Origin of the sequence: Rugamonas sp. (assembly GCF_025354735.1) — a bacterium.
In the GTDB taxonomy this organism is placed as follows: Bacteria; Pseudomonadota; Gammaproteobacteria; order Burkholderiales; family Burkholderiaceae_D; genus Rugamonas.
This window is the reverse complement of the sequence record NZ_JANXMI010000279.1, coordinates 1-26,130: the sequence shown is the minus strand read 5'-3', so window position 1 is coordinate 26,130 and position 26,130 is coordinate 1. Positions and strand designations below refer to the sequence as shown.

22 protein-coding genes are annotated in these 26,130 nt (G+C 65.2%); 12 read left to right on the top strand and 10 right to left on the bottom strand.

The window, feature by feature from the left end; all coding sequences use genetic code 11:
* Positions 1 to 104 precede the first annotated feature (104 nt).
* Together Q0S71_RS22565 and Q0S71_RS22560 are read left to right on the top strand one after the other, a co-directional pair.
* Positions 105 to 806, top strand: coding sequence for a hypothetical protein (locus tag Q0S71_RS22565; protein ID WP_296000804.1), 702 nt, complete (start codon positions 105 to 107; stop codon positions 804 to 806).
* A 149-nt stretch (positions 807 to 955) separates the two neighbouring features.
* Positions 956 to 1,282, top strand: coding sequence for a hypothetical protein (locus Q0S71_RS22560; protein WP_296000802.1), 327 nt, complete (start codon positions 956 to 958; stop codon positions 1,280 to 1,282).
* Positions 1,283 to 1,334: 52 nt separating this feature from the next.
* On the opposite strand, the gene Q0S71_RS22555 is transcribed toward Q0S71_RS22560, so the two are convergent.
* From Q0S71_RS22555 to Q0S71_RS22535, 5 genes are all read right to left on the bottom strand, one after another.
* On the bottom strand, positions 1,335 to 2,084 hold the full coding sequence (locus tag Q0S71_RS22555) for an ABC transporter substrate-binding protein (RefSeq protein ID WP_296000801.1): 750 nt from the start codon (positions 2,082 to 2,084) through the stop codon (positions 1,335 to 1,337).
* Positions 2,085 to 2,086: 2 nt separating this feature from the next.
* Positions 2,087 to 2,491: a RidA family protein gene (locus Q0S71_RS22550; protein ID WP_296000799.1), complete on the bottom strand. Its 405-nt coding sequence runs from the start codon at positions 2,489 to 2,491 to the stop codon at positions 2,087 to 2,089.
* A gap of 67 nt (positions 2,492 to 2,558) precedes the next feature.
* Positions 2,559 to 4,037, bottom strand: a complete 1,479-nt coding sequence (locus tag Q0S71_RS22545) for an efflux transporter outer membrane subunit (protein WP_296000795.1) — start codon at positions 4,035 to 4,037, stop codon at positions 2,559 to 2,561.
* 29 nt (positions 4,038 to 4,066) lie between these two features.
* Positions 4,067 to 7,162, bottom strand: coding sequence for a CusA/CzcA family heavy metal efflux RND transporter (locus Q0S71_RS22540; protein WP_296000793.1), 3,096 nt, complete (start codon positions 7,160 to 7,162; stop codon positions 4,067 to 4,069).
* Positions 7,155 to 8,375: an efflux RND transporter periplasmic adaptor subunit gene (locus Q0S71_RS22535; RefSeq protein WP_296000792.1), complete on the bottom strand. Its 1,221-nt coding sequence runs from the start codon at positions 8,373 to 8,375 to the stop codon at positions 7,155 to 7,157. Before Q0S71_RS22535 ends, Q0S71_RS22540 begins: the two co-directional genes overlap by 8 nt.
* A gap of 280 nt (positions 8,376 to 8,655) precedes the next feature.
* Here Q0S71_RS22535 and Q0S71_RS22530 point away from each other — a divergent pair, with 280 nt between their 5' ends.
* The 8 genes from Q0S71_RS22530 to Q0S71_RS22495 all read left to right on the top strand — a co-directional run bounded on the left by Q0S71_RS22530 (position 8,656) and on the right by Q0S71_RS22495 (position 15,414).
* Entirely contained in the window at positions 8,656 to 8,925 is a 270-nt protein-coding gene (locus Q0S71_RS22530) for a metal-sensing transcriptional repressor (protein WP_296000791.1), read from the top strand.
* Between the two features lie 106 nt (positions 8,926 to 9,031).
* Positions 9,032 to 9,781 carry a hypothetical protein gene (locus tag Q0S71_RS22525; RefSeq protein WP_296000790.1) on the top strand — a complete coding sequence of 250 codons (750 nt, stop codon included), beginning with the start codon at positions 9,032 to 9,034 and terminating at the stop codon, positions 9,779 to 9,781.
* A 109-nt stretch (positions 9,782 to 9,890) separates the two neighbouring features.
* A complete protein-coding gene (locus tag Q0S71_RS22520) occupies positions 9,891 to 11,321 on the top strand; it encodes a circularly permuted type 2 ATP-grasp protein (protein WP_296000787.1) in 1,431 nt (476 codons plus the stop codon).
* 15 nt (positions 11,322 to 11,336) lie between these two features.
* Positions 11,337 to 12,287 carry an alpha-E domain-containing protein gene (locus Q0S71_RS22515; RefSeq protein ID WP_296000785.1) on the top strand — a complete coding sequence of 317 codons (951 nt, stop codon included), beginning with the start codon at positions 11,337 to 11,339 and terminating at the stop codon, positions 12,285 to 12,287.
* Positions 12,288 to 12,306: 19 nt separating this feature from the next.
* Positions 12,307 to 13,110 (top strand): transglutaminase family protein, encoded by an 804-nt coding sequence (locus Q0S71_RS22510; RefSeq protein ID WP_296000783.1) that lies wholly within the window; start codon positions 12,307 to 12,309, stop codon positions 13,108 to 13,110.
* Positions 13,111 to 13,200: 90 nt separating this feature from the next.
* Positions 13,201 to 14,067 (top strand): proteasome-type protease, encoded by an 867-nt coding sequence (locus Q0S71_RS22505; protein WP_296000781.1) that lies wholly within the window; start codon positions 13,201 to 13,203, stop codon positions 14,065 to 14,067.
* 64 nt (positions 14,068 to 14,131) lie between these two features.
* Positions 14,132 to 14,533, top strand: coding sequence for an Hpt domain-containing protein (locus tag Q0S71_RS22500; RefSeq protein ID WP_296000778.1), 402 nt, complete (start codon positions 14,132 to 14,134; stop codon positions 14,531 to 14,533).
* 449 nt (positions 14,534 to 14,982) lie between these two features.
* Positions 14,983 to 15,414 (top strand): hypothetical protein, encoded by a 432-nt coding sequence (locus Q0S71_RS22495; RefSeq protein ID WP_296000776.1) that lies wholly within the window; start codon positions 14,983 to 14,985, stop codon positions 15,412 to 15,414.
* A gap of 98 nt (positions 15,415 to 15,512) precedes the next feature.
* Here Q0S71_RS22495 and Q0S71_RS22490 read toward each other — a convergent pair whose 3' ends face one another.
* Complete coding sequence (locus Q0S71_RS22490) at positions 15,513 to 16,430, bottom strand: alpha/beta hydrolase (protein ID WP_296000772.1); 918 nt, start codon at positions 16,428 to 16,430, stop codon at positions 15,513 to 15,515.
* Positions 16,431 to 16,562: 132 nt separating this feature from the next.
* On the opposite strand from Q0S71_RS22490, the gene Q0S71_RS22485 reads away from it, so the two are divergent.
* A complete protein-coding gene (locus tag Q0S71_RS22485) occupies positions 16,563 to 17,474 on the top strand; it encodes a LysR family transcriptional regulator (RefSeq protein WP_296000769.1) in 912 nt (303 codons plus the stop codon).
* Here the strand turns inward: Q0S71_RS22485 and Q0S71_RS22480 are convergent.
* Positions 17,440 to 18,558, bottom strand: coding sequence for an SDR family oxidoreductase (locus Q0S71_RS22480; protein ID WP_296000766.1), 1,119 nt, complete (start codon positions 18,556 to 18,558; stop codon positions 17,440 to 17,442). The two genes, Q0S71_RS22485 and Q0S71_RS22480, sit on opposite strands and share 35 nt — an antisense overlap.
* A complete protein-coding gene (locus tag Q0S71_RS22475) occupies positions 18,546 to 19,826 on the bottom strand; it encodes a nucleotide sugar dehydrogenase (RefSeq protein WP_296000763.1) in 1,281 nt (426 codons plus the stop codon). Before Q0S71_RS22475 ends, Q0S71_RS22480 begins: the two co-directional genes overlap by 13 nt.
* 244 nt (positions 19,827 to 20,070) lie before the next feature.
* Between Q0S71_RS22475 and prsT the strand changes: the two genes are divergently transcribed.
* Positions 20,071 to 22,860, top strand: a complete 2,790-nt coding sequence (prsT, locus tag Q0S71_RS22470) for an XrtA/PEP-CTERM system TPR-repeat protein PrsT (protein ID WP_296000759.1) — start codon at positions 20,071 to 20,073, stop codon at positions 22,858 to 22,860.
* Here the strand turns inward: prsT and Q0S71_RS22465 are convergent.
* Both Q0S71_RS22465 and Q0S71_RS22460 read right to left on the bottom strand, forming a co-directional pair.
* Complete coding sequence (locus Q0S71_RS22465; protein ID WP_296000757.1) at positions 22,857 to 24,524, bottom strand: FAD-binding oxidoreductase; 1,668 nt, start codon at positions 24,522 to 24,524, stop codon at positions 22,857 to 22,859. The two genes, prsT and Q0S71_RS22465, sit on opposite strands and share 4 nt — an antisense overlap.
* Positions 24,525 to 24,533: 9 nt before the next feature.
* Positions 24,534 to 25,280 (bottom strand): long-chain N-acyl amino acid synthase, encoded by a 747-nt coding sequence (locus tag Q0S71_RS22460; protein ID WP_296000755.1) that lies wholly within the window; start codon positions 25,278 to 25,280, stop codon positions 24,534 to 24,536.
* Between the last annotated feature and the right edge of the window lie 850 nt (positions 25,281 to 26,130).

Genomic DNA, 26,130 nt, shown 5'->3' with positions numbered 1-26,130 from the left:
CTTTATCCTACGCACGGCGCCCCGGCGGCGCAAAACGCCCGCGCCTTGTACTTTCCAACGATAAAGGATATAAATAAAGCACCATCAGCGGCGGGAGCTATACCATGCCTGACATCGTAGTCATCAATGAATCGACGGCGCTGTCCGATGCCGATATCGGGACGATGCTGCCGGCCCTGGCGCGGCAGTGGAATCAAGACCTGGCATCGGTCTGGCGGGTGGAGCAAGCCCGTTTCACGCTGCTGCCGGCCGGACAATCGCCGCCGGCCGGTGCCTGGTGGTTGGTGTTTCTCGACAATAGCGACCAGGCCAGCGCCCTCGCCTATCACGACCTGAGCAACGACGGCAATCCACTCTCCAAGGTGTTCGTCAAGACGCTGCGGGCCGGCGGCGCCAGCGTGTCGGTCGGCGCCAGCCATGAACTGTGCGAAATGGCGGTCGACCCGTGGTTGAACGGTGCGTATCAGGATACGGCCGGGCATTTCTGGGCCGCCGAAATCTGCGACCCGGTGCAGGGCGACCAATACGGCTACAAGATCGGCGACACGCTGGTCAGCGATTTCGTCACGCCGAACTGGTTCGCGCACCGCCACAGCCAGGTGGCGATGGATTTCTGCGGCCACGCCGGCGCGGCGTTCGACGTGCTGCCCGGCGGCTATGCGCAGAAATATGAACCGCAACTGGGCTGGGTGCAGACTGGCGGGCCGTCCGCGCCGGCGGCCGCCCACGGCTCGCGGCGCGAACGCCGCCGGCGTCAGGCGGGACGCAGCCTGCAGCAAAGCACGGTGGTGTGGAATCGGCGCTGAGCGCCGCTAAGCGCCCCTGAGTTAGCTAACTTGAAAAATATCTTTTTAATAGTTATAGTCCAGCCGCCGCATTTCCGGGTAGCGCCCCGCTCCCCCCGCTAACAGATGGCGGACACGCGTCCCTTCCCTCAACCACGCAAGGAGAATAGATGAACATATCGTCGATTAACAATAACAACAACGCCAGCCCGACCGCCGTGGGCGGCGCCAAGTCGTCCGGCGCCGACTTCGCCTCCATGCTCAGCGCCGCCAAAGGCAGCGACGACAGCCCGGAAGCGCAGTTGGCCGCCCTGAGCAAGATGACGCCGGAGCAGCGCATGCGCGCCGCCATCCTGGCCCAGATGGGCATCAAGGAAAGCGATCTGGCCAATATGTCGCCGGCCGACCGCCAGGCCGTCATCGACAAGATCAACGCCATCATCAAGCAGCAAATGCAGGCCGCCGCCGAAAAAGGCAAGGTCAGCGCCGCCGTGTAAGCGCACACCGGATAAACGATATAAACCGTTTATCCGATTGTTTGCCGATTCGCTATTCGCCCCCGGCGTAGCGTGCCTCGATGGCCTTGATCGAGCCGTCCCGGCGCATCTTCTCCAGCGCCTCGCCGAGGCGCGCCACCAGCACCGGATCGCAGCTCCGGGAACAGGCCAGATAATTTTCCGTCGATCCGAGGCGCGCGCCTTTTTGCACGCGGCCTTGCGGATCGGTCTCGCGCTGCCATTGCCTGAACTGGAGTTCGGGGCCGTACCACGCGTCGACCCGGCCTATCATCAGCATCTTCGCCGCCGCGATGCCGTCGACCACTTCCACCAACTGGGCGTCGGGAAATCCCTGTTCATGCAGGATGTTGAGGCCCGCCGTGCCGCGCGCCACCGCGATCGTGCGGAACGCGGTGCGCGCCTCGCCGAACGACCGCACGCGCCGCGTCATCGAAAAAAAAGCGCGATGGACTTTGGCCACCGGCGCAATCCAGGTGTAGTGCGGCTCGCGCTCCTGTTGCCTGGCCAGCGGGATAATCAGCTCGTCGCGGCTGGTGGTCAGTTGAACCTGCCGCATCGCGCGGTTGCTCGGCACCACCTTCAGATCGGGCCGGTAGCCGGCACGCCGGATCGCCTCCATCGTGATATCGCCGGCCGGTCCGCGCCGGTCGACGGCATTGACGGTCAAGGGCGGCACTTCCATCATGTACAGCGTGACGTCGGCCGTCGCCGCCTGCGCCTTCGCTACCAGCGGCAGCGCGAGCGACAACAATGCGATGGTGCGCCTCGCCCTTGGCCTCATGGCTACCCTCGATGGCGAACCGCGCCGGCGCCGCTGTCGGAGTTGGCCGGCGTGGCCGCCGTCACTTCGATTTCGACTTTGTATTCGGGGCGGACCAGTTTCGCGCCGACCGTGGCGCGGGCCGGCGCGTGGCCTGGCGCCACCCAGTCGTCCCACACCGAATTCATCGCCGCATAATCGCCGGCCGAGGCCAGGTAGATGCGCGCCGAGACGATGGCGCGCTTGTCGGCGCCGGCGCGCGCCAGCAGGCGGTCGATGAAGACCAGCACTTCGCGCGTCTGCCCGCGCACGTCGAGCGCCGTGTTCTCGGCCACCTGGCCGGAGATGTAGATCATTCTCGCCACGCCCAGATCGACCACCGTCATCTCGCTGAAGCGCGGCCCCATGTCGTAGCGCTCGATTTCCATTGCGTCTCCCCGCGTATTTTTATAACGCCAGCATACACCGCCGCCGCATTTAATCGGCGCCGATCTTTTAGCCGCCGCCGCGATTCCACCAGCCGCCACCGAGCGCCTGGAACAGCGCCACCGTGTCGGCCAGCCGGTTGGCGCGCGCCTGCGCCAAGTTAAAGCGCGCCTGCTGGCTGGCCTGTTCGCTGGCCAGCAACGCCATCGGGCTGATGTCGCCCAGCGCCAGCTGGCGCTTGCCGATGCCCAGGCTTTTGGCGGCCGCGCGTTCGCCGCTGGTCGCAGCGCGCAGGGCGACGGCGTCGTATTCGATGGCGTTGAGCGCGTCGGCCACGTTCTGGAAGGCCGTGATGACGGTGCCGCGATACTGCGCCGCCGCCTGCTCGTAGGCCGCCTGCGCCGCGCCCTGCCGGTGCTTGAGCGCGCCGCCGTCGAACACCGGCTGCGCGACGCTGGCCGCCAGCGACCAGAAACCGGTGCCGGATTTGAACAGCTCACCCAGGGTGCTGGCCGACGAACCCCAGGCGTTCACGCCCAGCGTGATGTTGGGCAGACGGTTGGCGGCGGCCACGCCCACCTGCGCGCTGGCCGCTTGCAGCTCGGCTTCGGCGGCGCGCACGTCGGGCCGGTGTTCGACCAGGCTGGCCGGCAGCGTCAGGGGCAGCGTCGCCGGCAGTTGCAGCGCGTCGAGATCGAAGGATGGCGCGGTGCCGTCGCCCGGATAGCGGCCGGCCAGCGCCGTCAGCAGGTTGCGCTGCACCGCCAGCTGTTTTTGCAGCGCCGGCAAGGCCACTTCGCTCGCCGCCAGCGCCGCCTCCTGGGTCGCCACGTCGGCCTGCGCCACCTGGCCCAGCGCCAGCTGCCTGCGCGCCATCGTCAGCAACGTGGTCTGGGCGCCGACCATTTCACGCGTGGCCGCGATCTGCGCATCGAGCATCGCATACTCGATGGCGGCGTTGGCGACGTTGGCGGTCAGCGTCAAGCTGGTGGCCTCTATCTGATAGCGCTGCGACTCGGCCTGCGCCTGCAACGATTCCACCTGGCGGCGGTTGGCGCCGAACAGGTCGGGCACGTAGGACACCGTCACCTGCGCCGTGTGCAGATTGTAGTAATACGCGTTCGACGCCAATGGACTGGCCAGCGTGCCGGCCACCTTCTGCCGCGTCGGCGCATACGACGCGTCCACCGTCGGATAGAACGCGCCCTGCTGCGCGTCGACGTTCTCGCGCGCCGAGCGCAGCGCGGCCTGCGCCGCCTCCACGGTCGGATTGTGCTGGAGGCTGGCCTCGATCAGCTGGTTCAGGGCCGCCGAATGAAACAGCTGCCACCACTGCGCCGGAATATCGAGCGCCGCATCGAAGCGCTGGGCGTCGTCGGCGCCGCCCGCCGATGGAGGCGGCTCGCTGGCGCCGGCCGTATAAGCCGTCGGCAGCGCGGCGTTCGGCCGCGCGTAATCCGGGCCGGCGGCGCAGCCGGCGATCAGCGTCGCGCAGCCGGCGGCGGCGAACGCGTGGCGCAGCTTGAATATATTGTGTGGTTGGCGCATGGCTCTGACCCCGTTCATCATCGTTAACATCAGCGCAGGCTGCGCGGCGCCAGGTTGGCGCTGCGGCCCTCGAAGTAGCGCTCCATCGCGAAATACAGCACCGGCAAAATGAACAGCGTGAGCAGCGTCGACACCACCAGCCCGCCGACGACGACGGTCGCCAGCCCGCGCTGCACGTCGGTGCCGACGCCGGTGGCCAGCGCCGCCGGCAGCATGCCGAAGGAGGCGACGGTGGCCGTCATCAGCACCGGCCGCAGACGTTCGGTGGCGCCGGCGATGACGCTCGCGCCCAGCTCCAGCCCCTCGCCGCGCACGCGCCGGAAGTTGGCCACCATGATGATGCCATTCTGGACCGAGACCCCGAACAGCGCGATGAAGCCGACCGCCGTGGCGACGTTAAGCGTTTCGCCGGTCAGGTGCAGCGCGATCAGGCCACCCAGCGTCGCCAGCGGCACCACGCCGAGGATCAGCAAGGCCTGGCGCAGCTTCCCGAACTGGAAGAACAGCAGCACCGCCATCAGCAAAATCACCAGGCCGAGGATGACGGTCAGGCGCGCCTGCGCGCGGCGTTCGTTCTCGAACTGGCCAGCCCATTCCAGGCGCACCTCGGCCGGATCGAATTTGACTTCCCGGTCGATGCGCTGCTGCGCCTCGGCCAGGTAGGAGGTCAAATCGCGGCCGCGATTGTCGATGCGCACCGTGATCTGGCGTTCGGCGCCCTCGTGCGAAATGGTGCTCTCGCCGGTTTGCAGCGCGATGCCGGCCACCTGCGACAAGGGAATTTTGGCGCCGCTGGAGCTGTTCAAAAACAACTGGCCCAGCGCCTGTGGCCCGCCCTTGCTGTTTTTCGGGAAGCGCACGGTGACGTTGTAACTGCGCTCGCCGACGAACACCGGCAGCACCGGCGCGCCGCCGACGCCGGTCTGGATCAGCGCCGCGACGTCGGCCGCGCTGACGCCGAAGCGCGCTGTCGCCTCGCGGTCGATCTTGACGACCATCTGCGGTATCGGCGGCTCCTGGAACAGCGAGGCCGACGCGGTGCCGCGTATCGAGCCGAGGATGGCGACGATTTGCTCGCCGATGCGGCGGCTCTGCTTCAAGTCGCCGCCGTAGACGCGCAGCACCAGCGGGCTGTGGGCGCCGCCGATGGCGTCGTTGACGCCGTCGATGATGGGCTGGCTGATGCCGACGTCGAAGCCGGGCATGCGGGCGAAGCGCGCGTTCATGCGCGCGATCAGCCGCGCCTTGGTTTCGCCGGCCGGCCACTGGTCGTAGGGCTTCAGGCCGACCGGCACTTCCATATGCGACGGCGTCCACGGATCGGTGCCGTCGTCGTTGCGGCCCACTTGCGTGACCACGTACGACACTTCCGGGAATTCGTGCAGGGTGCGGCGCAACTGGCTCGCCATTTCGCTGCCCTTGTCGAGCGATAAACCGGACGGCAGCTGCACTTGCAGCCACAGCGAACCTTCGTCGAGCTCCGGCAGGAATTCGCGGCCGGCCGTCGCGCCCAGCACCAGCACCGCGACCAGGCATAGCAGGCCGATGGCGCCGGCGATCGGCGGACGCGCCATCAGGCGGCTCAGGGTGTTGCGGTAGGCGGCCGTCAGCCACTCCAGCGGGCGGTTGTGGAAAACCTTGCGCGGCATGCGCAGCGCCGCGAAGGCCAGGCCGGGAATCAGCACCAGCGTGCAAATGAGCGCGCCCAGCAAGGCGTAGGCGACGGTGTAGGCCATGGGCGTGAACAGCTTGCCCTCGGCGCGCTGGAAGGCGAACAGCGGCAGGTAGGCGGCCACGATAATCAGGGTGGCGGAGAAGATCGGGCGCGCCACGTGGCTGGCCGTTTCGAGGATGTCATCCTCATCGAGTTCGGCGTCGGGCGCCTCTTCGCGGCGGCGCAGGATCGCTTCCATGACGACGATGGCGCCGTCGACGATGATGCCGAAGTCGATCGCGCCGAGCGAGAACAGGTTGGCCGGCATGTGGGTGGCGTTCATGATGATGAACACCGTCACCAGCGCGATCGGAATCGCGACCGCCGCCACGATGGCGCTGCGCGGGCTGCCGAGGAACAGTATCAGCACGATGCAGACCAGCCCTATTCCTTCGAGCACGGTGTGCGTGACCTTGTGGACCGTCAGGTCGACCAGGTCGTCGCGGTCGATATAGGGCGCGATGCGCACGCCCATGGGCGTGAGTTTTTTCTGTAGCTGTGCGACCTTGGCGTGCAAGCCTTCGAGCACGCGCGACGGATTTTCGCCCTTCAGCATCAGGACGATGCCTTCGACGCTGTCCGGGTTCAGGTCCTTGCCCATGATGCCTTCGCGCTCCTGGTGGCCGAATTGGAGCTTGCCCAGTTCGCGCAGCTGCACCGGCGCGCCGCCGGTCTGCGTGACGACGACGGCGCCCAGGTCGTCGAGCGTGTGGATCTGGCCGATGCCGCGCACCACATAGCTTTGCTCGCCGCGCGCGATGCGGCCGCCGCCGGCGTTGGCGCTGTTGTTGTTGATGGCGGCGACGACGTCGTTCAGCGACAGGCCGTAGCGCTGCAATTGCGCGGGCTCGAGTTCGAGCTGGAATTCCTTGGTGTAGCCGCCGAAGTTATTGACGTCGGCGATGCCGGCCACCTGCTTGAGCGCCGGGACCACCAGCCACTTTTGAAGCTCGGACAGCTGCATCAGGTTCTTGCTGTCCGATTCCAGCGTGTAGCGGAAAATTTCGCCGGACGGGCTGGAGATGGGACCTAGGCTGGCCTGCACGCCGGCCGGCAGCGTCACTTGCGCGATGCGTTCGCTGACGCGCTGGCGCGCGAAATAATCGTCGGTGCCGTCCTGGAACACCAGTGTAATCAGGGACAGCGCGAAGGTGCTGCTGGAGCGCACCGTGACCAGGCCGGGCGTGTTGCCGAGCGCGCGTTCGAGCGGCGTCGTGATCTGCTGTTCGATTTCTTCGGCGGCCAGTCCCGGCACCTGGGTGCTGACCTGCACGGTGACGTCGCTGATGTCGGGATAGGCTTCGACGGCCATGTGGGTCCACGAGATGTAGCCGTAGATGGCGACCGCGATGGCGATCACCCACGCCAGATGGCGGCGCCGGAAGCACAGCGCGATCAGCTGGTTAATCATTGAGCAGCACTCCGCCGCGCGTGACGATGCGCTCGCCGGCGCGCAGGCCGGAGACGATGCGGACGGCGTCGCCGTCTTCGGCGCCCAGTTCGACGCTGCGGCGCTGGTAGGTCCACGGCGCGACTTCGACGAAGACGGTGCTGCTGTCGTTATTCATCAGCAGCGCCGATGCCGGCACGCTGACCTGCGCCGCCTGCGGCAGCACCAGGCCGACGCTGGCGTACATATTCGGTTTGAGTTTGCCGTCGGCGTTGGCGAAGCTGATGCGGGCCTTGTTGCGGTGGCTGTCCGCTTCCAGCGCGGCGCCGACGAAAGCGACCGTGCCTTTCAGCGCCAGGCCGGGATAGGCCGGCAGGCTGGCGCTGGCGGCGGCGCCCTTGCCGACGGCGGCGACCAGATTTTCCGGCACGTAGGCGGTGATCCACACCGGATCGAGGCTGGCGATGGTCATCAGCGCGGCGGTCGGATCGTTCAGGTAGGCGCCGGCGCCGGATGCGAGCGCGGTGACGGTGCCGGAAATCGGCGCCGTCAGCGACAGTGTGCGGCCGCTGCCGTTGCCATTGCTGTTATTCGCGCCCAGGGTTTTCAGGCGCGAGTCGGCGCGGGTGGCTTCGGCGGCCGCCTGCGCGAAATTGCTCTCGGCCAGTTCCAGATCCTTGGATGCGTTGGCGCCGGCCTCGTTGACGCCGTGCGCCCTTTGCAGCGCGTGCTGCGCCAGCGCGCGCGCATCGCGGGCCTTGTCGGCGTCGGCCACGGCTTGCGCCAGCTCCGGCGCCGCGATCACGGCCAGCAGCTGGCCGGCCTTGACGCTGTCGCCCAGTTTGACTTTCAATTCGAGCAGGCGGCCCGTCAGCGGCGGCACGATGTTGACGCTGCGCGCGGGATCGGCTTCCACCACCGCCGGCAGCGTCACGGTGTGCGCGGCGGACGACGCCGCGACGGCGGCCACGGTCAGGCGCGCGCGCAGCGGCGAATTGGCCGGCACGTTGATACGCTCGCCCTGGCGTACCAGCAGCGGCGCGGCGGCGTTGTCCATATTGGCGTTGGCGTCGGGCGCGTGGCAGGCCGTCAGCGGTAGCAGCAGAAGACTGGCTGTAAAATAGGCTGTAAAGCAGGCAAGGAGGTTGGCAATGAGTCCGGCGGCGTGCGCGGTCCGCGCCGGCAGCGCCGTGGCCAGCGATGTTTTTATCGTCGCGGCGATCCGTGTGTTCATGCGACTTCTCCTTGTATGGTTGTTGCTGGCCTGCCGCTGGCCGGGACATGATGGCGCGTGCGCGCAGTATGCCGGGCCGATTTGACCTGCCTGTGACAGGCGGCAACGGCGCCGTCGACGGGTGACGGTGCGACCTTGCGGCGACGCTGCGGGGGATGTGGTAGCGCGAATTCTAGAGAGCCGCCATGGTCAGGTCAAGTTACGAAACCGTAATAATCGCAATGGATACAGGCTGGCCGCGGCGCTTGCGCTATCCTGTCCGGGGGGATACCATGCGACCATGAGCGAACTTCCCTCCCATCCTGATATCGTCAAGCGCCTGAAGCGCGCTTCGGGCCACCTCAAGAGTATCATCGACATGCTGGAGGGCGACCGCGATTGCCTCGACATCGCGCAGCAGCTGCAAGCGGTCGAAAAAGCCGTCGCCAACGCCAAGAAAACGCTGGTGCACGACCACATCGACCACTGCCTCGAACGGGCCGTGAAAAAAGGCGCGCGCAATGTCGAGGAGACGGTGCGCGAGTTCAAGGAAATCACCAAGTACCTGTGACGCTGGAACCCGGCCGTCGACCTGGCGGACCATCATAAAATTCCGGCGCGGCGCGGCCTGACGTTATACTGGCCCTTCCACGCATCCGACGGCCCGCCGTTTTTTCATGTTCACGATATCGTCACTTCTGCGCAGCGCCCTGCTTGCCACGCTGATGCTGGGGTGCGCAGCCGTCCAGGCGCAGGATAAAATTATCCTCGCCAGCATCGTGGACCAGGACAGCTACGCCGGCCGCCTGCTACAACTGATTTACAGCGACGCCTTCGCCCAGCTGCACCTCGACGTCGAGCTGCGCTACTACCCCGCCGCGCGCGCCAGCGCGGAAAGCAAGGCCGGCAACGTCGACGGCGAGACCAGTCGATCCTACGAATATGGCGCCTTGCACCCCGAGCTGTTGCGGATAGAGGCGCTGGTGCTGTCGGTGACCACGTCGGCCTTCGCCCACGATCCCAGGATCCGCGTGCACGGCCTGGAGAGCTTGCGCGGCTCCGGCTACCGCATCGAGTACCGGGCCGGTTATGCCCGGGCAGCGCGGCAGCTGGTCGGTGTGGTGCCGCCGGCCCTGCTCAGCTCCGTCGTCGACAGCCGCTTCGGCCTGAAGAAACTGGCCATCGGGCGTACCGACCTGTATATCGATGTGGAGGAAACGGTGCTGCCGCTGCTGGACGTGGAACCGTTCAAGAGCGCCGGCATCTACAAGGCCGGCGTGATCGACAGCTTCCCGGTGTATTGCTATCTGGGGCGGCGCCACGCCGGCCTGGCGCCGCGTATGGCGGAAATCCTGAAGAAAATGAAGGCCAGCGGTACCCTGGAGCGCTATCGGATGATGGCGCGCGCGGCTTCGACGCCCCGTTAGCGCTGGGGCGCGGCCCCAAAGGTGAGACCCAAGGGTGGGACCCAAAGCGGTGCGTTTTTTCTGGCACGATTCTTGATAGAGAGACATCATCACCGGGAGCAGGCACACTATGGCAAAATTCTTCAATGAGATGACCGGAGACGGTTTGCATCTGGACGTCAGCGCCGACGTGCGCGAGCACTATCGTGAATTCTGCGGCTGGTTGCGGCAGCAAAGCCCGGAAACCATAGAGCGCAAACGGGCCGAGGCCGACCTGACGTTCCGCCGCGTCGGCATCACCTTCGCCGTCTACGGCGACAACGCCGGCACCGAGCGCCTGATCCCCTTCGACACCATCCCGCGCATCATACCGGCGGCCGAGTGGAGCCAGATGCAGACCGGCTTGATCCAGCGCGTGAAGGCGCTGAACATGTTCATCCACGATATTTACCACGATCAGAACATCATCAAGGCCGGCATCATCCCGGCCGAGCAAATCTACCGCAACGCGCAGTACCGGCCGGAGATGCAGGGCATCTCGGTGGTCAACGACATCTACGCCCACATCGCCGGCGTCGACATCGTGCGCGCCGGCGCCGGCGAGTTCTACGTTTTGGAGGACAATCTGCGGGTGCCGTCCGGCGTGTCGTACATGCTGGAAGACCGCAAGATGATGATGCGGCTGTTCCCCGAGCTGTTCGCGCGCCACAAGGTGGCGCCGGTCGACCACTATCCCGACCTGCTGCTCGATAACCTGCGCTCGGTGGCGCCGATGGGCGTGACCGATCCGACCATCGTCGTGATGACGCCGGGGATGTACAACTCGGCCTATTTCGAGCACGCTTTTCTGGCGCAGCAAATGGGCATCGAACTGGTCGAGGGCAAGGACTTGTTCGTCAACGATAACCTGGTCTACATGCGCACCACGCACGGGCCGAAACGGGTCGACGTGATTTATCGCCGCATCGACGACGACTTCCTCGATCCGCTGGCGTTCCGGCCCGACTCCTCGCTCGGCGTGCCGGGCTTGCTGTCGGTGTACCGGGCCGGCCGCGTCACGCTGGCCAACGCCATCGGCACCGGCGTGGCCGACGACAAATCCATCTATCCCTTCGTGCCGGACATGATCCGCTTTTACCTGTCCGAGGAGCCGGTGCTCAACAACGTGCCGACCTATCAGTGCCGGAAAAAGGAGGACCTGGCCTACACGCTGGCGCACCTGGCCGAGCTGGTGGTGAAGGAGGTGCACGGCGCCGGCGGCTACGGCATGCTGGTCGGGCCGGCGGCTACGCGCGAGCAGATCGAGGATTTCCGGCGCCGCCTGATCGCGCGGCCGGACGGCTATATCGCGCAGCCGACGCTGGCGCTGTCGGCCTGTCCGACCTATGTGGAGAGCGGCATCGCGCCGCGCCATATCGACCTGCGTCCGTTTGTCTTGTCCGGCAAAACCATCTCCATGGTGCCGGGCGGGCTGACGCGCGTGGCCTTGCAGGAAGGCTCGCTGGTGGTCAATTCCTCGCAGGGCGGCGGCACCAAGGATACCTGGATACTGGAAACGTAAAGTGAGGACACCATCATGTTAAGCCGCACCGCCGATCATTTGTTCTGGATGGCGCGCTACACCGAGCGCGCCGAAAACACCGCCCGCATGCTGGACGTGAACGTGCAGACTTCATTGCTGCCGCAGTCCGACCGGGACGCCGCCCAGGGCTGGCGCGCGATGCTGGGCATCTCCGAATTGCAGCAGGCCTTCGACCGCAAATACAGCACGCTGCACGCGCGCGAGGTGATCGACTTCATGGTGCGCGATCCCGACAATCCCTCGTCGATCGCGGCCTGCCTGACCGAGGCGCGCGAAAACGCGCGCGCCGTGCGCGGCGCGCTGACCACCGAGGTGTGGGAAATCCAGAACCAGACCTGGCTCGATATGCAGAAGCGGCTCAAGAGCGGCTTGCTGGAAAACGATCCGAGCCAGTTTTTCGAGTGGGTGAAATTCCGTTCCCACCTGTCGCGCGGGGTCACGCTGGGCACCATGTTGCGCGACGACGCGGTCCACTTCATCCGCCTCGGCACGTCGCTGGAACGGGCCGACAACACGGCGCGCATCCTCGACGTCAAGTTCCACGGCGCCAGCCAGTGCCCGCCCGGCGAGGCGATGTCGCAGCGCGACTACTATTATTGGGCGGCGCTGCTGCGCTCCGTGTCGGGCTTTGAAATCTACCGCAAGGTGTACCGCGACCTGATCACGCCGAGCCGCATCGCCGAGCTGCTGATGCTGCGCGGCGACATGCCGCGTTCCCTGCTGGCGTGCATGGAGGAAGTGGTGTGCAATCTGCGCGAGGTCAGCAACCACCTGTCGTCGGACACCGAGCGCTGCGCCGGCCAGCTGCACGCGGAGCTCAAGTTCGGCACCATCGACGACATCATGGCGGCCGGCCTGCACGACACGCTGACCACCTTCCTGCGCCGGATTTTTGAATTGGGCAATCGCGTCAGCCGCGATTTCCTCGTGCCGCTCGCGGCCTGACTGTTACCCAAGGCGCACCATGCGACTCTCGATCCGCCACCTGACCAAATACGAGTACACCGCGCCGCTGGCCTACACCATCCAGCAGCTGCACCTGACGCCGCGCGTGGAAGCGCAGCAGCATGTGCTGGCGTGGAGCATCAGCACGCCGGGCCAGGTGCACGCCTACACCGACGCCTACGGCAACCAGTCGCACATGCTGACCTTGAGCGCGCCGCACGCCGGGCTGGCCATCGTCGCCTGCGGGCTGGTGGAGACGACCGCGCCGCCGCAGGGCCGGCTGGCCGGCGACGACAGCCTGTCGCCCTTGATTTATACCGTGTCCACGCGCCTGACCGAGCCGACGCCGGGCATACTGCAACTGGCGGCGGCCTGCTTGCCGGACGGTAAGGCGCAGACCAAACACTTGATGGCATTAGCCGAGCACATCTTTGGTGCGGTCCAGTATCAAAGCGGTGCGACCGATGTCTTCAGCACCGCCAGCGATGCGCTCGAGCTGGGCCAGGGCGTGTGCCAGGACCACGCCCACCTGTTCCTGGCCTGCTGCCACGCGCACGGGATTCCGGCGCGCTATGTGTCCGGCTACATCGATCCGGGCAACAGCGGCCACGCGGCCAGCCACGCCTGGGTCGACGCCTGGGCCGAGGACGGCGACTACGCGGGCTGGGTCAGCATCGATGTCACGCACGCGCGCCTGATGACGGACGCCTATTGCCGGCTGGCCATCGGCCGCGATTACGACGCGGCCGCGCCGATCCGCGGCGTGCGGCGCGGCGGCGGCGTCGAGTCGCTCAGCGTCGACGTCCAGATCGTGCCGCAGTAATGTGGCCGCCAGCGCGGGTTTGTGACACGGCGATGACGCGGTGGTGACGCCGTGGGGTAAAATCGTCTCTTTTCTCGGCACCGTACAACGATGACTTATTGTGTAGCCATGCGCCTGGACGCCGGCCTGGTGTTTTTGTCGGACTCGCGCACCAACGCCGGCGTCGACCAGGTCGGCACGTTCCGCAAGATGAGCGTGTTCGAGCAGCCGGGCGAGCGCATGATGGTGATGATGACGGCCGGTAACCTATCGATATCGCAGTCGATCCGCCAGATGGTGTCCGAGCCGGGCGAAGGCGGGCGCAGCATCTGGACCGCGACCACCATGTACGAGGCCGCCCGCATCCTCGGCGACGCCGTGCGCGCCGTCCACCAGCGCGACGCCGAGTCGCTGGCCGGGTTCGGCATCGAGTTCAACGTCAGCATCATCTTCGGCGGCCAGATCGGCGCCGAGCGCTGCCGGCTGTTCCAGATTTATTCGGCCGGCAATTTCATCGAGTCGCACAACGAAAACACGTATTTCCAGATCGGCGAGGCCAAGTACGGCAAGCCCATCATCGACCGCGTGGTGACGCCGGCCACCAGCCTCGACGAGGCGGCCAAGTGCGCCCTCATCTCCATGGATTCGACGCTGCGCTCGAATATTTCCGTCGGCCTGCCGCTGGACTTGCTGGTCTACGAGGCCGGCAGCCTGGCCGTGGGCCGCTTCGTCACCATCGATGAAAAAAACCAGTATTTCCAGATGATACGCAGCACCTGGGGCCAGCAGCTCAAAAGCGTGTTCGAGGGCCTGGCCGATCCGGTCTGGAACGCGGCGCCCGAGCAGATCGGCAATGTGTTGCAGTCGACGGCCATGGGCGGCGCGCCGGTGCGGATGGCGATGCCGGGCTCGGCCGCGCCGGCCTCCGCCGCGCCCTTGCAGACGCTGGCGCAGCAGCAAGCGCCCCGCCAAGCGTGACGCCCCATCGCGCATAGCGCCGGGGTATCATGGGGCCGATACCATCAGTCACTCAGGAGTCATGATGTCCGATACCAGTTCCGCCGCGCCGGACGAGTCCGTTTTTAGCGTGGCTTCCATGCTGAAATACATGGGCAGCGATGCCAAGGCCTTGACGGTGGTGGTGAAAATCGTCACCGATGCGATCGCTCCGGGCCTGGCACCGCTGGAACAGGCCACCACGGCCATCCATGAGGGGCGCCTGGATGATGCCTGCCGTATCTTCCACGTGATGCGTGGAACGGTCGGCTCGCTCGGCACGAAACGCTTCGTGCAGGCGGCGCTGGACCTGGAACTGGCCTTGCGCGATGGCCACGGCGACTTCGACGCCAATCTGGCGGCCGTCGGCCGGGAATACCGGCTGGCGCTGGATCAGGCCGCCGCGTGGCTGGCCGCCCACGGCGCCGGCGGCCGCACGCTGGCTTGAACCCGCTGGCCGCCATCGGCCACCTCCCCACCTCCTCCCCTGCCCCGGCCGCGCATCCAGTCCGGCGCCGCCGATAGCGGCAAACCCCGCCTGTACAGCTGATTTATTGCGTTGCTGCACTGCATATAAAGTGCATTTAGGCAGTATCTGCCTTGCCATTAACAGATGGTTACACTTGTTACAGCGTCAAATGCAGGCGTGCGTCGATGGGCAATTTGTTCATGCTAATATCGCCGGAATCATAGTGAAATGTGCTCCACGTCACAGTTTCCCGTGATATTTAAGACTACGATGCTAGGAATTCCCAAGAAGCATCATTAGTTATTAGATAATTTCCTGCACTGACGTATAATGGTGCAGTGCGGAGTCTTGATTAGTGGCAAGAAACTGGTATATTGGCGACATCTATTACCAGAAGTAGTCATTGCATTAACTAAAGGTATTAATACATGGAATTATTCAACAAGTCTGGCGTACTGGTATCGTCTGTTCTGCTGATGGTGGGCGCCTTGATCGCCTGCCAGGCGAAGGAAGACGCGATACCGCCGTCGACGGTGATTGAAGCCGCTGCCTTACAGATGGGGCCAACCGGCCAGCTGGCCGCCATGCGCCGCTTGCAGGAATGGGCCGATCAAGGCTCGCCGGTGGCGCAACGCGAACTGGCCTTGCGCTATCTGGCCGATCCGGCCCGGCACGCGGAAGCGCAGCACTTGCTGGAGCAGGCCGCGCGCGCCGGCGATGCCCAGGCCGCCGTCGGCCTGCTGGCGCTGGACCGGGAAGCGAATGCCTTGAATGGTCCGCAAATCATGGGTGAACTGAGCGCCAGCCGCCTCGTCAAAAGCCTCGTCAACGAACACAATCCAGCGTACACGGTGCGCTGAGGCGCTGCGCTTCGGGCTCGATGCAAAACCGGTGGTGCCATCCTTTTCAGGATGGCACCACCGGTTTTTTTACGTCCGCGATGCTGGGGAAGTAAGGCTTACTGGATGAACTGCTTGAGCGCGGGAATGACTTGTTCCGGTGCTTCATCCATCAACCAGTGGCCGGAACCGTGGATGATGCGGCCGTCGACCGAGGTGGCGACCAGCTTGGTCTGCTCGATCAGGAAGTTGCCGCCCGATTTTTCACCCGACAGCACCATCACCGGCATGGTCAGCGGCGTGCGGCCCAGTTGCTGGAAGTCGGCGGCGTCTTGCTCGAAGTTTTTGAAGTATTCGAAGCCGGCGCGCATGTGGCCGGGTTGGGCGTAGGCGGCGGCGTAGATCTTGCGGTCCGCTTCCTTGACCGAATGGGTCTTGTCGGCGGCGAAGTCATTCCAGAAGTGTTCGAAGTAGATGCGTTCGCGGCCATTCACCAGCGCCAGCGGGGTGTCGCCGTAGAAATGGAAGTGCCACAGGTCGCGCAGCAGCCACATGTCTTTCCAGTTGCCGATGCCTGGCAGGAAGGCATCCATCAAGACCAGGCGGTCGGTTTCCTGCGGAAATTGCGCGGCGTAGGCATAGGCCACCATCAAGCCGATGTCGTGGCCGACGACGGTGGCGTGCTGCTGGCCCAGCGCGGCGACCAGGGCGTGGATGTCGCGCGCCATATTGGCTTTGGAATAGCCGTCGGCCGTCACTTCGGACTGGCCGGCGCCGCGCAGGTCGGGCACGATCACCGTGTGGCTGCGGGCCAGGTCGCCCATGACCGGATTCCACATGTGGCCGGTTTTTGCGTAACCGTGCAAGAGCACGACGGCGCTGCCGCTGCCGGCGATCTGGTAATGCAGCTTGACGCCGTTGACTTGCGCCGTGTGGTCGGTGAAGCCGGGCTCGGCAGCTTGGGCGCCGGTGACCGCCGCCAGTACGAGGCTGGCCGCCAGGATGCCGCGTTGAAGGGTTTGTTTGATCGTGCTCATGTCACACTCCTGATCGTGAGGGCTGTCGGCGACTGCCTGCTCGTTGGAAGGACTATATGATTTATAATTCACGGTAGCAATCCGCTGCCTGCTGATGGTGCGTTCATGATTTGTGAATAAATAGGGAGGAATATGGACCGCTTGCGCGCCCTGGAAGTCTTCGTCGAAGTGGTCCGCAAGGATGGCTTCGCCCGCGCCGCCGAGGCGCTCGACACCTCGCCGGCCTACGTCACGCGCTATATCAGCGACCTGGAAACCCACCTGAACACGCGGCTGCTGAACCGCAGCTCGCGCAAGATGTCGATGACGGCCAGCGGCGAGGCCCTGTTCGAGCGTGCCAAGTCCATCCTCGACGATGTGGCCGAGGCCGAGGCCATCGTGTCCTCGGCCACCATGCAGCCGCGCGGCCTGCTGCGCATCAACGCCCCGCTCAGCTTCGGCATCCTGCACCTGGCGCCGCTGTGGGCCAAATTCATGCGGCAATATCCCGACGTGCGGCTGGACGTGGCGCTGATCGACCGCGTGGTCGACATCGTCGAGGAGGGCTACGACCTGGCGATCCGCATTTCGCGCAGCGGCTCGACCTCGCACGTGGCGCGCAAGCTGGCCGTGTCGCACAACATCGTGTGCGCCTCGCCCGATTATCTGCAACGCCACGGCACGCCACGGGCGCCGGCCGATTTGCTGCTGCACCGATGCATAGGCTACAGTTATTCGGCCACGGCCGATGAATGGAGTTTTTTCGACGGCGACGGCAAGCCCCATCCGGTCAAAGTGCCGTGCGTGATGCATGTCAACAATGGCGACACGGCGCGCGCGGCCGCGCTGGGCGGCATGGGCATCATCTGGCAGCCCAGCTTCCTCATCGGCGCCGACTTGCGCGCCGGCCGGCTGCTGCCGCTGTTGCCGGACTATCACTTGCCGGATATCGACGTCCAGGCCGTCTACCCGAGCCGGCGCCACCTGAGCGCCAAGGTGCGCGTGATGATCGATTTCCTCGTCGACGAATTCAAGGACGTGCCGCCGTGGGACCGCGAAGGCTGAGCGGCGCCAGGTGCTCGGCATACCAGCGGGCCGATAATTTCAGCCCGCGCGCGACGTCGCGGGTGGGCGCGTAGCCGAGCAGGCTGACGGCCTTGGCGATGTCGGCCTGCGAGTGCCGCACGTCGCCGTCGCGAAAATCGGCGTGGTGGGGGCTGAGCGCGGCCAGGTAGCCGGCCAGGCGCGGCTCGCGCTCGGCCAGCAGCGCGCGCAGCATGTCGTAGAGCGCATTGAGGCTGGTGCTGGCACCGGCGGCGATGTTGTAGAGCTGGTTGATCGCGGCCGGCCGCCCGCACAGGGCCGCCAGCAGATTGGCCTGGACCGCGTTGCCGACGTAGCAGAAGTCGCGGCTGCTTTCGCCGTCGCCGTTGATGGTCAGTGGCTCGGCACGCAGCATGGCGGCGAGCCATCGCGCGATGACGGCGGCGTAAGCGCCATCGGGATCCTGTCGCGGCCCGAAGACGTTGAAATAGCGTAAGCCCATCGTTTCCATTCCGTAGCAGCGGGCGTAGACCTGCGCGTAGAGTTCGTTGACACATTTGGTGACGGCATAGGGCGATAGCGGCGCGCCGATCCGCGCTTCCAGCTTGGGCAGCGCCGGATGGTCGCCATAGACCGCGCTGGAGGAGGCATAGATGACGCGACGCACGCCGGCGTCGCGGGCCGCCGTCAAGATCCGCAGGAAGCCGCCGACGTTGACGTCGTTGCTCAGCACGGGATCGGACAGTGAACGCGGCACCGCGCCCAGCGCCGCGTGATGGAGCAGGAAGTCGGCGCCCTTGCTGGCGCGGCGGCAGGCGTCGGCGTCGCGGATATCGCCTTCGATGAAGTCGAAATGGCGCCACGCCGCCGGGCCGACGACGCCGCGCACCTGGTCCAGATTGTGGCGGTGGCCGGTCATGAAATTATCGAGGCCGGTCACCTGCTGGTTCAGTTGCCGCAGCGTTTCCAGCAAGTGCGATCCGATGAAGCCGGCCACGCCGGAAATCAGCCAGCGGTAGGGCCGGCCTTCCAGGTGTTCGCGCGCCAGCTGATACGGCGATTGCGCGGCGTCGCCATTGCCGTAGTCGGCCATCACAGCCGCCATACCTGCAAACCCGCTTCGCGCAGGGCCCGCGCATCGAAGTGCGATTTGACATCGATGAAGCAACCGCCGGCGACGACCTTGGCGCGGTAGTCGTCCAGCGGCCGCCGCGTCAGCGCTTGATGCGAGACGGCGCTGACGATGGCCTCGGCGCGCGGCAATTGTTCCCACGGCGACAGGCGGATGCCGTAGATTTCATAGGCTTCGTCGGCGTCGGCCACCGGGTCGTGGACGTGAACGTGCAGGCCGTAGGACCGCAGCTCTTGGATCATGTCGTAGACCTTGGAGTTGCGCAGGTCCGGGCAGTTTTCCTTGAAGGTCAGGCCCAGCACGTTGACGCATGAACCCTTGAGCTTGAAGCCGGCCCGCACCATTTCCTTGACCGTTTTTTCGGCCACAAATTTCGCCATGCCATCGTTGATGCGGCGCCCCGCCAAAATCACGTGGGGATGGTAGCCCAGCATTTCCGCCTTGTGCGTCAAATAATACGGGTCGACGCCGATGCAGTGGCCGCCGACCAGGCCGGGCCGGAACGGCAGGAAATTCCACTTGGTGCCGGCCGCCTGCAAGACTTCGGCGGTGTCGATGTCGAGCCGGTCGAAGATGATGGCCAGCTCGTTCATCAGCGCGATGTTGAGGTCGCGCTGGGTGTTTTCGATGACCTTGGCCGCCTCCGCCACCTTGATGCTCGAGGCCCGGTGCACGCCGGCCTCGACCACACCCTCGTACAGCCGCGCGACCTGTTCCAGCGTGGCCGCGTCGTCGCCGGACACCACTTTGCGGATCGACGCCAGCGTGTGCTCCTTGTCGCCCGGATTGATGCGCTCGGGCGAGAAGCCGACGTGGAATCCCTGCTGCCATTGCATGCCCGACTGCCGTTCCAGAATCGGGATGCAGATTTCCTCGGTCGCGCCGGGATAGACGGTGGACTCGAAAATGACGACGGCGCCCGCTTTCATATAGCGGCCGACCACTTCGCTGGCCGCTGTCAGCGCCGAGAAATCGGGATGGTGGGCGCTGTCGACCGGCGTCGGCACGGCCACGATGATGTAGTCGGCCTCGGCCAGCCGGGAGGGATCGCAGCCGACGCTGAGCCAGGTCGCCGCCGCGAATTGCTGCTCGCTGACCTCGCCGGTCGGGTCGATGCCGCCGCGGTAATTGGCCACCTTGCGTTCCGACAAGTCCAGCCCTATGGTGCGCTGCCGCGCGCCGAACGAGACCGCCAGCGACAAGCCCACATAACCGAGTCCCACCACGGCGACGACGTCCATATCAGCATCCTGGTCAGTAAGACTACACAAGGGAATACCCGGCCGGCGTCGCGGCGTATAGCGTACCCCGGCGACAGTTCAACCGAGCCGATTTTACGGCGCGAGAAAAGCCCTTCCTTGACGCGGAACAAACGTGGACCAAACGGCCGCCGATTGCATGCGAATCGAGCTTACTTTGTGCGCCGTCAACGAGCGTGGCGCGCATTTTTTTACGCTAGTGAGTACTGTTCGCCGAGGAGATCCCATGTTGACGCTGCCACCAGGCTGGACCGTTCCACCGCGCCGTTGGCTGCGCTGGCCTTGCGTGGCCGTAGTGCTCAGCCTGGTCGCCTGCCATGGCTGGCAAAGCAATGAACAATTGCTGGCGCGGGCGCGCCATTATCAACAGCTGGGCCAGAACCGGGCCGCCGTGATCGAGCTGAAAAATGTGCTGCAAAACGATCCGCGTCAGGCGGTCGCCCGCACGCTGCTGGGAAAGATTTATCTGGATCAGGGCGATGTGCTGTCGGCGGAAAAAGAGTTGCGGCGCGCACAGGCGCTCGGTGTCGGCAAGGACGAGATCGTGCCCGCGCTGGGGCGAGCCTTGCTGATGCAGGGCGAGTTCGACAAGGTATTGAACGAGGTCGGCGCGTCCCCGCAGCGGCCGCAATGGATGGCGCTGCGGGCCGCCGCCTTGCTGGGACTACACAAGGTGGACCTTGCCGAGGCGGCCTACAAGGCGCTGCTGCTTCAGTATCCCGGCGACGGCGTCGCCTTGCTGGGGCTGGCGCGCGTCGCCCAGGAGCGCCATCAGGACGTGGTGGCGCTGAGCCTGGCCACGCAAGCCCTCGCGGCCCATCCCGACGACCTCGACATGTTGCGCCTACGGGCCGGCCTGCTGCACGCGCAGGGCGACAACGCGGCCGCCCTGCAATGCGACGAGCGCATCGTCAAGCTCCGCCCCGAAGACATCCAGGCCCATATCGACATCGCCAATCTGCACCTGCAAGCGGGCCGTTACGCCGCCGCGCGCGCTGAAATCGCCAGCGCCCGCAAGGTCGGCCCCGGCAATTTGCTGGTCGCGTACACGCAGGCGCTGCTCGATTTCCGCGAAGGCAAGCTGCCAACGGCGCTGGACCAGTTGCAGCAAGTGCTCAGGGCCGCGCCCGAACACATGCCCAGCACACTGCTGATCGGCGCGGTGGAACTGGGCCTGGGTTCCTTGCCGCAAGCGGAACAGTACCTGAAAAAATTCCTGGAAAGCGATGCGCGCAATCCCTACGCCACCAAGCTGCTGAGCTCGGTGATGCTCAAGAATAACAATCCCGACGCGGCGCTCAAGCTGATCGCGCCGCTGCTGCCGGATAATCAACACGATGTCGAAATGATGGCGTTGGCGGGCGAAGCGTCCATGCGCCTGCGCCGGTTCGAGCAGGCCGAAGCCTACTACCGCAAGGCCAGCGCGCTGGCACCGGACATGGCCATGCTGCACGCGGCCCTGGGCATGGCGCGGATCGGCCAGGGCCAGAACGCGCAGGCGATAGTCGAACTGGAACGCGCCACCGCCCTCGAGGCCGGCAACTCGCGCGCCGGCGTGTTGCTGGTGCTCAGCTATATGCGCGACCGGCAACTGGCCCAGGCCCTGGTCGCCGTCAACCGTTTATTGCGGCAGCAGCCGGACAATCCGCTGCTGCATAACCTGAAAGGCGGCGTATTGATGGCGAACCAGGATGTGGCCGGCGCGCGCGCCAGCTTTCTGAAGGCCGTCGCGCTCAAGCCCAGGTATATGCCGGCGCTGGACAACCTGACCCAGCTCGACCTGAAGGATAAGCAAGCCGATCAGGCGCGCCTGCGCCTTGTTCAGGCCTGGAGCCAGGACAAGAAAAACGCCGCCATCATGACGGCCCTGGCCAAGCTCGCCACGTCGCAGGGGCATTACGCGGAGGCGGAAAGTTGGCTGGAATTGTCCAGCAAAGCCCATCCCGACGCGCTCGCGCCCGCCCTGCTGCTGGCCAATTTTTATCATCAGGCCGGCGAACAACAGAAATCGCTGCCGCTGGCGCAGAAACTGCAAGCGAGCAATCCGGCCAGCCCGGATGCGCTCGCGCTGCTGGCGGAAGTGCATACGCGCGGCGGCAATTACCGTGCGGCGCTGGACAACTTCACCAAGCTGGCCCAGCTACAGCCGGACTCGGCGGCTGTGCAAATGCGCATCGCCACCACCGAGCTGACGCTCGCCGACGAGGCCGCCGCCTTGCAGGCACTGGAAAAGGCGCTGGCCTTGCAGCCCGACTTTCCTCAGGCCCGCGTCGATCTGGTCAAACTGCTGACGGAGAGAGGCGCGTATTCCGAGGCGCTGTCGGCGGCGCGCGAGATGCAAGCCCAGCATCCAAATGCGCCGCTGGGCTTGAAATTGGAAGGCGATATTTTGATGGCGCAAAACCAGCCTTTGCCGGCGCTGGCCATTTACCAGCGGGCTTACGCGATGGATCACTCTGGTCCCTTGCTGATTCCGGTTTTCAACGCGCTCCGGCGCGCCGGCCGTGGCGACGAGGCCAACACACGCATGCTGCAATGGCTGCAAGCGCATCCGGCCGACACGCCGACCCGCTTGCACTACGCCAGCAGCTTGCAGGCCGACCACCAGTATCAGCCCGCGATCATGCAGCTGGACCAGATCGTGCAACGCGAGCCGAACAATATGGTCGCCCTCAATGACATGGCCTGGGCCTGCTTGCAAACCCACGACGCACGCGCGCCGGCGCTGGCCGAACGGGCTCGCAAACTGGCGCCGGACAACGCCGCCGTGCTCGATACCGAGGGTTGGATCTTGCACGAACGGGGCGAAGGCGCCCGCGCGCTGCCGTTGTTGCAGCGGGCATCGGCGCTGGCGCCGGCCGCCGACGAGATACGCTATCACCTGAGCCTGGCGCTCATCAAAAGCGGCGATGCGCGCTCCGCCCACACGCAGCTGGAGCGGCTGCTCAAATCGCCGGACCTCAAGCGCCGCGCCGAGGTGCAAGCCTTGCTGGCGCAGACCTTGGCGACGCGCTAAGCGTCCCCGGCAGGATCGCCGCGCCGACCGCCGTCGTAGCGTCCCGGCGCCAGCATGCGGTCCGGATCGAGCGCCGCCTTGATCTTGCCGACCACTTGCCAATACACGTCGTTACCGCCGTTGAGGTCGGCCATGGACTGCAAGCCGACCCGGTAGGGAATATAGCCGGCCGCCATGATGGCGTCGAACAATTGCCGATAGCAGACGCCGGCCCGGGCCGCCTCGCCGGCGTCTTCCTTGTCGTAGGCCACGGTGATGACGCCGCCGAGCGCGCGCTCGTTTATCATGCTGAAGGTGACAAACAAGTCGAAGCCGTGGCGCTGGAAAATCGGCTCGGCCAGCGCATGCAGGCGCAGCAGTTCATCGCCCCGCATGGGCACGATGGGCGACACCCACAACATGCCGCAGTTATCGAGCGCCGGATTGGCATGGGCCGGGAAGTCGGCCGGCAAGCCCGCCTGGCGCCGCCAATAGGCGCCGGCCAGGAAACGGCCGTTGGGGATGCCCCGGTTCATATCGAACAGCGAACGGCCCAGCCTGACCTTGGCGCCCAGCCGCCGCCCCACCGGCCAGGACGCCAGCCAGCGCGCGGCCAGGCCGGCCAGCGCCAGCTTGCGTTCGTCGAGAAACTGGGGCGGCGCGCCGGTCGGCTTGAGCGCGCGCCGCAAGGCCCGCCGCGCCAACGCGACCTGGGCGGCGCTGCCGTACAGGGCGCCGGACACGGTCCAGGCGCCGACGCCGGCCTCCGCCCGCATCTCGCGCCTGAGCGCGTCCGGCAGCGGCAGTTGCCCGCCGGCCCGCGCGCGCGGGTAGACGCGGCCGCCGGAAATGACGCGCAAATCATTGCCGATATGGATGATGCTGCGCAGCGTGCCATCCAGCCGCAGGGGCCGCAGCGCGTCGACCACCGGCGCGATCTGCTCGTGGCGCTCGACCCGGCACAGGAAATGGTTGATGCACGCCGTTTGTGGCATCAGCCACAAGCCCAGTCGGGTGACGATGCCCAGGTTGGATTGCGTGAACAGGCCGTCGAGCACCGGTCCCACGCCGTAGGGAAAGACCCGGGTCGCCTGCGCGTTCGGGAAATGGCCGAAGCCCGTGTCCAGCACCGCGCCATCGGCCATCACCACCTGCATGCCGGCCACGTTCTGGAAACGGTTGCCGTAGGGACTGTGGCCGAAGCCGCGCTCCAGGATGTTGCCGACCAGGCTGGTGTCCGGCCCGGCGCCGGTGCAGTCCATCCACAGCGGAATGTCGTGCTCGATCAGGTATCGCGACAGCTGCTGCTGCGTCACGCCCGGTTCCAGCACCACGTAGGCCAGCGCGGCGCTCACTTCCAGTATCCGGTTCATGCCGCTGAGGTCGACGATCACCTGGCCGTCGCTCGGCGCACAAGCGTCGCCGTAGCCCCAGTTCTTGCCGGTGCTGATCGCGTACAAGGCCAGCCGGTGGCGCGCCGCGATGCGCACCACGGCCGACACCTCCTCTGTCGAGCGCGGCCGCAACACGGCCAGCGGCATCGTCGGGCTCGCCGCGGTGCTGCACGCGTACCGCGCCAGCGTGGCGGCGTCGCTCGCCACGCGTTCGGCGTCCAGCGCCGCGCGCCACGCCGTCAGCGCATCATGGTCGGCGGCCGGCCGGCCCGATTCTTCGAAGCTTGCCACGGCCCGCCCTCAGTTGCGGCCCTGCATCAGGCGCGATGTGATACCGGGCTCGTCATGCGTCGGGAAAAAATACGGATAAAAGGAGCGTTCCGTCGTTTGCCGCTCCATCAGTCCGCCGAATTCCCGTATCTGTTCGCCCATGTAATCGAGGTCCAGCCGCAGCAGCACCGCCGGCGCGCCGACGCGGGTGCACGGCCGCTCGCCGCCGAAATCGCGGAAGCCCAGCATCCGTTTATAGAACATCACGTGGCGCGGATTGACTTCGATCACGTAGTCGCTGTAGCCGTGGATATTGTGGGCGTAAATATAGGAAATATGGATCAGCGCCGCGAACACCCGCTTCGACACGCCCTTGTCGATCGCCAGCCGCGACGGTTCGCACAGGCGCCGCCGCTGGCCGCGCAGCTCGTCTAGCTTGTCGCGGAAATTTTCATCGGCCGGCAGGCCGATGTCGTCGTCGTCCAGGCACAGCGACATCGTACCCACCGTCACGCCGCCGGTCTCGGCGAACAAGGTGATCTTGTTCAGCGCATGGCTGCTGTTGGGATCGACGGCATAGCCGCGCCAGCCGTACATCTTTTTCAGCAGCAGGCTGGCCGATTCGCGGCGCCCCTGAGAATTGGCCATGCGGATATGAAAGATTTGCTGGTCTATTTCGTGTTCCATGGCGGGATCGGGTCGGCCTTCGCCGACCACCAGGTCGCGCAAGCCGGTATTGGCCTCGAAGGAAATGATGGTGTCGTCGTGTACATGCACGTTGGGTCCTTGTCCGGGTCGGTGGCCAGGCGCCTGCAAGGACGAACTGGGCTCATTCTCTTCAGACCGCCCTCGTACAACTAAAGTTCCCAAAAAATAGCGATTTTTTTCACCGCTGACTGTCGGTGGATTTTCCAATGCGCGCCGCCAGCGCCGATTTCTTCTTGAAATACCTTCCAACATATTGTTTTATAAGGATAAATTTATTTGGCATGCTTTGTGCTGAGTAGTGGATATCGACCCGCATCGGGCCGACCAACGATCTTCCCGCCACACTAACAGGAGCAGCGAAATGAATATCCGCAATCTGCTTTGTCTAGTCCGCTGACGGTAGTGGATCATCCTTTAGAGCTAACCATCACTTGCCCCCGTAGCCTTCAACCCACGATTTCCGCTTGCCGCATTGCAGGCACCAATCTTCGCACAAGCCGATGTCATGGCCTAGCGGCCGTCGGATTGCTTCCCATTTATGACCATGCCACGCACCACAATACCATTGAGCTAGCCTTCTGAATCTCATACTCCAATCCTTTTGTAAGCTGATTTCAATGCAGAGCACATCCTTCGGATTTCATTATACTAGATCGTCCAATGGACACTTGCGGCCCATTCGGCAAGCGGAGCACAGTATCGTGTAAGTGTGGATGGCGCACAGAGTGATAGTGACAGGGCTACTTTGATTCCATACTCACCTCCTTGAGGCGTTCCTTTAAGGGTACCTCTAGAAACCTATCCTGCCGTTCGCAGGTTCGGTAAAATTCTGGCATCAGCCCGCGACCAATGAATACCACAATGATGAAGCCCCGGATCAGCCTGTTTGCCGAACATGAACGCGAAGACCGTCGTACCA